Origin of the sequence: Micromonospora sp. NPDC023644, from assembly GCF_040640115.1 — a bacterium.
GTDB lineage: Bacteria > Actinomycetota > Actinomycetes > Mycobacteriales > Micromonosporaceae > Micromonospora.
Genome location: NZ_JBFABA010000039.1, coordinates 48,854 through 56,340 on the forward strand (window position 1 = coordinate 48,854; position 7,487 = coordinate 56,340).

The following is a 7,487-nucleotide window of genomic DNA, read 5'->3' on the forward strand; positions in this document are numbered from 1 at the left end:
GCCGCCCGAGCACCTGCACGACGAACGTACGCATCGCTACGACGAGGGATTGCATCGTGAAGAAGAACTCCTGGCAGATACTGCGCAAGGGCGGGCAGGGCGGCCTCACGCTCACCGTCGACTTCACCAGCACCGGCCGCACCCAGGCGTGCTTCCGCGACCTGGTCCCCCTGTTGAGCGCGCCCGGCGAGATCTGGGAGACCGTGGCACCCGCCTCCGGCGCCGAGGACACGATGTCCGGCGCCGACTACGTCGAGCGGTGGGCGAAGGCCGTCCGCCGGCGGGAGCGCACCGTCGACACCGTGATCGGCTACTGCGTGGGCGCGGTCTTCGCCGCCCCCCTCGCGTCCCGGCTGGCCGAGTCGCAGGACGAGGCGCCCAGGCTGGTCCTGCTGGACCCGGAGCTGCCGAACATCGTCGGGCTCTACCGGGACTTCCACGCCGCCGCCGACGCGCTGCGGACCATCCTCTCCCCGGAGGAGATCGCCGCGTTCCACGCCGACGGCCAGGCAGTCCAGGAGAAGTACGGGCTGGAGGACCTCACCCTCATCGGTCCCGCGCTCGCCGGGATCTTCCGCGACGCGATCGACGTGGCGGGCCGCCGGCTCGGGCTGGACGACGACGTCCGGGGCGAACTGGGCGGCAGCTTCGCGTCGTTCGTCGGCTACCTGCGGGCGGCGGCGGAGATCGACCCGACCCCGCAGTGGGCCACGGCGACGGCGATCACCTCCGCGCACTCCACCCAGCGGGGACAGGTCTTCGGGCGCACCATCCCGCTCGACGTCGACCACGACCAGATGCTGCGCCACCCCGACGTCGCCGCGGCGGTCTCCGGCCTGATGACCGGCGCGGACTCCGGTCTGCGGATGGCGGGGTAGCGCGATGGCACCGGGCCGGGCGGGCCGCGAGCCCGCGCTCTTCACCGACCTGTTCGCGGAGCAGGTGCGGCGCACCCCGGACGCCACCGCCGTCGTGTGGGGCGAGCACCGCAGGACGTACGCCGAACTGGACGCCGAGGCGAACCGGCTCGCGCACCGGCTGGTGTCGCTCGGCGCGGGCCCGGAGCGGCTCGTCGCGATCGGGATCTCCTCCGCGCACCTGGTGGTGGCCGCGCTCGCCACCCTCAAGGCCGGGGCGGCCTACCTGCCGCTGGACCTGAGCTACCCGCCGCAGCGGCTGGAGCACATGCTCACCGACGCGCGGCCCATGCTGCTGCTGACCACCGGCGACGACCAGCACGCGCTGCCGGCGTCCGACACGCCGCGGGTCCTCCTCGACGAGCCGGCCGCGTACGCCGGCCAGCCGGACACCGACGTCACCGACGCCGACCGGCTCGCCCCGCTGCGGCCCGCCAACACGGCGTACGTCATCTACACCTCCGGCTCCACCGGCAGCCCGAAGGGCGTGGTGATCGAGCACCGCCAGCTCGGCACGTACCTGCGCCACGTCGTGGCGGCCTACCCGGGCGTACGCGGCCGGGCGCTGCTGCACTCCTCGTTCGCGTTCGACCTGACGGTCACCGCGTTCTACGCGCCGCTGATGACGGGCGGCTGCGTGCACGTCGGCGCCCTGGAGGAGATGGGCACCCCCGCCGCGGGACCGTCCGGGCAGCAGCGGCCCACGTTCGTGAAGGTGACGCCGTCGCACATCCCGCTGCTCACCGCGCTGCCCGCCGAGGCGTCCCCGACCGGGGAGCTGATGGCCGGTGGCGAGCTGCTGCTCGGCGAGACCGTCGACGCCTGGCGCCGCCGGCACCCCGGCGCGCGGGTGGTCAACGAGTACGGCCCGACGGAGACGACGGTCGGGTGCAGCACGGTGGTCATCGAGCCCGACCAGCCGGTGCCGCCGGGGCCGCTGCCCATCGGCCAGCCCATGCCCGACGTGCGCTTCCACGTGCTGGACGAGGAGCTGCGCCCGGTCACGCCCGGCGAGATCGGCGAACTGCACATCGCGGGTGCCCAGCTGGCCCGGGGCTACCTGGGCAGGCCGGCGCTGACCGCCGAGCGCTTCCTGCCCGACCCGTTCGGCCCGCCCGGCTCGCGCATGTACCGCTCGGGCGACCGGGTCCGGCCCACCGAGGACGGCGAGTACGAGTTCTGCGGGCGGGTCGACACCCAGGCCAAGATCCGCGGCTACCGCATCGAGCTCGGGGAGATCGAGGCGGCGCTGCTGCGCCGCCCGGAGGTGCGGCACGCGGCGGTGGTCATCCGCACGGACACCCCGGAGGTCAAGCAGCTCGTCGCGTACGTGGTGCCCGGGGCGGACGGGAAGGTCGATCCGCAGCAGGTGCGCAAGGACCTCGCGGAGACCCTGCCCGACTACATGGTGCCGAGCGCCGTGGTGAGCCTCGCGGCGCTGCCGCTGACCGTGAACGGCAAGCTCGACACGGCGGCCCTGCCGGCGCCGGAGGTCGCGGCGACCCCGGGCGGGCGGGCGCCGGCCGACGAGTTGCAGGCCCTGCTGTGCGAGCTCTTCGCCACCTACACCGCCGTCTCCTCGATCGGCGTCGACGACGACTTCTTCGTCCGGGGCGGCACCAGCCTCGGCGCCGCCCAACTGGTCAACGAGGCACGCAGGCGCGGGCTCACGCTGTCGCTGCGCGACGTGCTGGAAAACCGGACCGTGGCGCGACTCGCCGAGGTCTGCGCCGACACCGACCGAGGGGACGAGTGAGCATGACCATCGCAGCCAGCAGGAAGGAAGCAGCCATGTGGCTGCTCGAGCGGCTGGTGCCGGACACCGGGGTCAACAACGTGGCGGTCGCCTTCGAGGTGGCCGGCAGGATCGACCGCGAGCTGTTCACGGCGGCGCTGCGGGCGGTCCTGGCCCGCCACGAGGTGCTGCGCACCGTGTTCCGCTCCGACGACGCGACGCTCACCCGGGAGGTGCTCGACCAGGTCGACGTGCCCCTGGTGGACGTCGCGGCGGGCGACGACGGGATGGACGCCGACCTGACCGCGTTCGCCGCCGAGCCCTTCGCGATCGACGGCCGCCCCCTGCTGCGGGCGGGCGTCCGCGCGGGAGCGGACGGCGACGTGTGCTGCGTCGTCGTGCACCACCTGATCTTCGACGCCATGTCGACCACGATCCTGCTGCGCGAGCTGCTCGCCGCGTACGAGGCCGTCGCGGCGGGACGCCGGCCGGACGACGCCCCGGTGGCCGCGCTCGCGGAACGCGCGCCGGACGAGCGCAGCGTCGCGTACTGGCGCAAGAACCTCGACGGGCTGCGGCCCGCCGAGGCGGGTCTGTGGTGCGCCCGGCCGCCCGTCGGGGCGCCGTCCCTGCGCGCCCGGACGGTCCACCACGAGCTCTCCGAGCCGGCCCGCGCCGTGGTGCGCCGCTTCCAGCGCGAACTGCGCGCCTCCGAGGCGGTCGTGCTGCTCGCGGCGTACTCGGTGCTGCTCGCCCAGCACGGCGCGGGCTCCGACGTGGTCATCGGCACCCCGGTGAACGTCCGCGACCAGCGCAGCATGAAGGCCATCGGCTACCACGCGAACCTGGTGCCGCTGCGGGTCCGGGTCGATTCGGACGCCGACTTCCGCGCCGTCGTCAAGCAGACGCGCAGCACCTTCCTGGAGGCGATCAGCCACGCCGACGTACCGCTGGAGCACGTGTCCCCCGCCGTGCTCGGCGACGCGCCGTCGTCGTGGCGCAGCTCGTTCTTCCGGCACCTGTTCAACTACGTGCCCGGCACCGTCGACGCCTCCGCCACGCTGACCGGGATGCCGGTGCGCCACGTCATGGTGGAGAACGGCTACAGCCGCTTCGACCTGGAGTTCTTCATCATGCCGGGCGCGGCGGCGACCACCGTCCGCGCGGCGTTCTGCGTCGACGCCTTCGACGCGGCCGACGTCGCGCTGCTGCTGGAGCGGTACGACGCGCTGCTCGTGCAGCTGGGCGAGGACCTGGACCGGCCGGTGGCGCAGCTGTCCCGCCGGGGCGCGAGCGACCTCGCCCTGTCGGCGCCGCCGCCGCGGGCGGCCGCCACGGCGTCCGTGCTGGACGCGGTGCACGCGACGGTCGCCGCGAACCCGGACCTCGTCGCCGTGCAGGACGGCGCGGACGCCGTCACGTACGGCCAGCTGTGGTCGGCGGCGATCGCCACCCGGGACCTGGTCGCGGCCTCGGGCGGGAGCACGGTCGCCGTGCTGGCGCCGCGCGGCGCGGAGCTGGCCGCCGCGTGGCTCGGCGTGTGGCTGGCGGGCGCGCGGTGCGTCCTGCTCGACCCGACCCAGCCGATCCCCGACCTGGCCGCGCGGCTGGCCGACTCGGGCGCCGCGCCGGTGCTGGCGGCCGAGGGCCTCCCCGTGCCCGGCGCGGTGCGCATCCCCGCCGCCGACGCGGCGCGCACCGACGCGCCGGCCGGGCCCGACCTCGACGCGGCGGCCTACCTGGCGTACCAGGTCGACGCGCCCGCGCCGCTCGCGGTGACGGTCACCCACCGGGCCCTGGCCGGCGCGGTCGCGCAGCTTGCGGACCGGGTCGCCACCGGGCCGGCCGTCACCTCCTGGCTGAGCAGCTCCGCCACCGACGCGGCGCTGACGGAGCTGCTGGTCGCGCTGACCACCGGCGGCCGGGTCGTCGTCGCCCCCGACCGGGCCCGCACCGACGGCCACGCGCTCGGCGAGCTGGTGGAGCGGCACGGGGTGGGCGTGGTGCAGGCGCCGCCGGCGGTGTGGCGCCAGGTGGTCGAGCACGCCGGTGCCCGGCTTGCGGGCCGCGCCGTCCTGGTGTCGCACGAACCGCTCCCCCGCCCGCTGGCCGCGCAGCTGCGCGCCACCGGCGGCACGCCGCACCACGGCTACACCACGCCCGGCGTCGCCGGGTACGCCGCGCTCGGCGGCGGACGGGACTCCACGGGTGTCCTCCCGGCGGCCCGCGTGTTCGTCACCGAGCCCGGCACCGGGCACGAGCTGGGCATCGGCGTACGCGGCGAGCTGTGCGTCGCGGGCGACGCCCTGGCCGCCGGCTACCACGGCCGGCCGGAGCTGACCGCCGTCCGGTTCGGCGAGCACCCGACGCACGGGCGGTTCCACCGCACCGGTGACCTCGCGCGCCTGCTGCCGGACGGCCGGGTCGAGGTCGTCGGCCCGCTGTCGGCCCAGGTACGGGTAGCCGGCCAGCGGATCCACCTCTGCGACGTCGAGTCCGTCCTCGCCGCCCACCCGGACGTGGAGGCGGTCGCCGCCGTCGGGTCCGGCGGCGACGCGCAGGACGTCACGGTCGTCGCGTTCGTCGAGTCCCGCAAGCCCGACGTGGCGGAGCGGCTGCGCGAGCACGCCCGCGCCGCCCTGCCGTGCACGCCCGAACTGGTCGTGCTGAACCAGCTGCCGGTCACCGTGGCGGGCACCGTGGACCGCGCGGCCCTCGTCGCGCTCGCCGCGGCGCGCGCGTCGGCCGAGGCCGACCCGCCGGACGAGACGACCGCCGCCCTCGTCGGGATCTGGACCGAGATGCTCGACCGGCCGGGCCTACACGCGGACTCGAACTTCTTCGCCAGCGGTGGCCACTCGCTGCTGGGCGCCCAGCTCGTGCAGCGGGTGCGGACCGAACTGGCGATGCCGGTCCAGCTCGCCGACCTGTTCGCCAACCCGACGCCACGGCAGCTCGCGGAGCACCTGCAGGACGCGTTCTGGGACGACGACGAGGACGACGACTGACCGATCGCTCCACCCCCACACCGTCTCGAACCTCAGCAGAGGAGGCTCGGCGTGACCGTAGACGTCCAGCCCACACGCAGTACCGACCGTTCGATCGTCCTGACCCCCGAGGAGAACATCGAGGTCGACACGATCGCCCGCTACCTGGCGGGCCGACCGCCGCGCCTGGTGGACTCGGCCGCCTGGCTCGGGTCGGCCCGCGAGCTGTCCAACAACCTGCCCGTACGACTGCGCCAGATGGTGCGGCGCTTCGCCTGGGATCCCGGGCCCGACGCCGTGCTGCTGGTGCGCAACCTGCCCGTGGACGCCGACGAGCTGCCCGCCACGCCCACCGTGGCCGGCTCGGCGCAGCGGGAGTCCACCGTGCCCGCCGCCGCGCAGGTGCTGCTCGGGTTGCAACTCGGGGAGCTCATCGCCTTCAAGGAGGAGAAGAGCGGCGCGCTGGTGCAGGACGTCGTGCCGGTGCCGGGGATGGAGAAGTTCCAGGGCAACGCGGGCTCGGTGATGCTCTCCATGCACGTGGAGAACGCCTTCCACGTCTACCGTCCGGACTACGTCGGGCTGCACTGCCTGCGCAACGACCACGACAACGTGGCCGGGTTGCAGGTGACGTCGATCCGCAACGCGCTGCCCCTGCTGTCCGAGCAGGCCCGCAAGGTGCTGCACGAGCCACGGTTCGTCACCGAGCCGCCGGCGTCGTTCGGCGACCTGCGCAGCGCGCCGGAGCCGCACGGCATCCTCAGCGGCAGCCCCGAGGACCCGGACGTCCAGGTCGACTTCGAGAGCTCGTTCCCCCTCGACCCCGAGGCCGCGCAGGCGCTGTCGCTGCTCGGCGACGCGCTGCGCACCGTGCGCAGGACGTTCATCCTGGAGCCCGGCGACCTCGCGTTCGTCGACAACCGGCTGGCCCTGCACGGCCGCACCGAGTTCACGCCCCGCTACGACGGCCGCGACCGGTGGCTGCAGCGGATCTTCGTGCACCGCGACTTCCGGCGCTCCCGGGCCCTGCGCCCGGACGACGGGAACGTGCTCAACAGCGGCAGCTGACGGCCCGGCCCCGAGCCGGCAGGTCGGCGCCGGTCCGTACGCGACGGACCGGCTCGTCGACGACGGACCGTGGACGCGGTGGTGATCGGCTCCGGAATCCGGCAGCCGCACCACCGCGTCCCTTTCGCGCGCCCCGCCCGCTGGAAGTTCCCTCTCGGCCGCGGTGTCTCGTCCCGCGGCCGTGCCCGCGCGCCATTTCGCCCGGGGGTGTTCTCCCCCCGAGGCCGCCGTTTCGCATCTCTGCGCCGGGGCCGACCGCCACGCGCCCCCTCGACCGCACTCCGCGCCGCATTCGCCACTGGGCGGCGGCTCGCGTCAATACCTCATACGGGCCGCGGAATCGTCGCGGCGTGCCGGCGCGCGGCCTTCTCCGGCACGCGATCCTCGTGGCGCCCCGGCGTAGGGAGCGCGGGCGGCCGGCGAGCGGAGCGCGACGGGGAGAGAGCCCGTCCCGGTCCACGCCGTTACCGATCCGCACGAGCTCACGGGCCCCGTTCCCACGTCACACGTGCGCCGTTCACCTGGCCCGAATGAGGAACTCACGCCCCACCACCACCCGACAATGCCTGACCAGCAACTCCACACTGACGACCCGATAACCCACACCATGCACCCCCACCTCCTGCGGGGTGCCCTAGGGGTGCCTCGCCAATGACCACCGATGGGAAACTCCAACCCCCGCCGAAAACGCACCACCCACGCCACAACCCACCCGGAGGAACCCATGAAATTCTCCGTACTCGGCAGCACCGAAGTCACCAACAACGGCCACCACCTCGA

At 74.5% G+C, this 7,487-nt stretch carries 4 protein-coding genes; all 4 read left to right on the forward strand.

Features of this window, described 5'->3' with window-relative positions:
- Window positions 1–56 precede the first annotated feature (56 nt).
- From AB0G08_RS23175 to AB0G08_RS23190, 4 genes are read left to right on the forward strand one after another with little or no spacing between them, the layout of a single operon-like run.
- Entirely contained in the window at window positions 57–878 is an 822-nt protein-coding gene (locus tag AB0G08_RS23175; RefSeq protein ID WP_358091378.1) for a hypothetical protein, read from the forward strand.
- Between the two features lie 4 nt (window positions 879–882).
- Window positions 883–2,673: a non-ribosomal peptide synthetase gene (locus tag AB0G08_RS23180; RefSeq protein ID WP_358091380.1), complete on the forward strand. Its 1,791-nt coding sequence runs from the start codon at window positions 883–885 to the stop codon at window positions 2,671–2,673.
- 2 nt (window positions 2,674–2,675) lie between these two features.
- On the forward strand, window positions 2,676–5,660 hold the full coding sequence (locus AB0G08_RS23185; RefSeq protein WP_358091382.1) for a condensation domain-containing protein: 2,985 nt from the start codon (window positions 2,676–2,678) through the stop codon (window positions 5,658–5,660).
- Window positions 5,661–5,711: 51 nt separating this feature from the next.
- Window positions 5,712–6,707, forward strand: a complete 996-nt coding sequence (locus tag AB0G08_RS23190; RefSeq protein ID WP_358091384.1) for a TauD/TfdA family dioxygenase — start codon at window positions 5,712–5,714, stop codon at window positions 6,705–6,707.
- Window positions 6,708–7,487 lie beyond the last annotated feature (780 nt).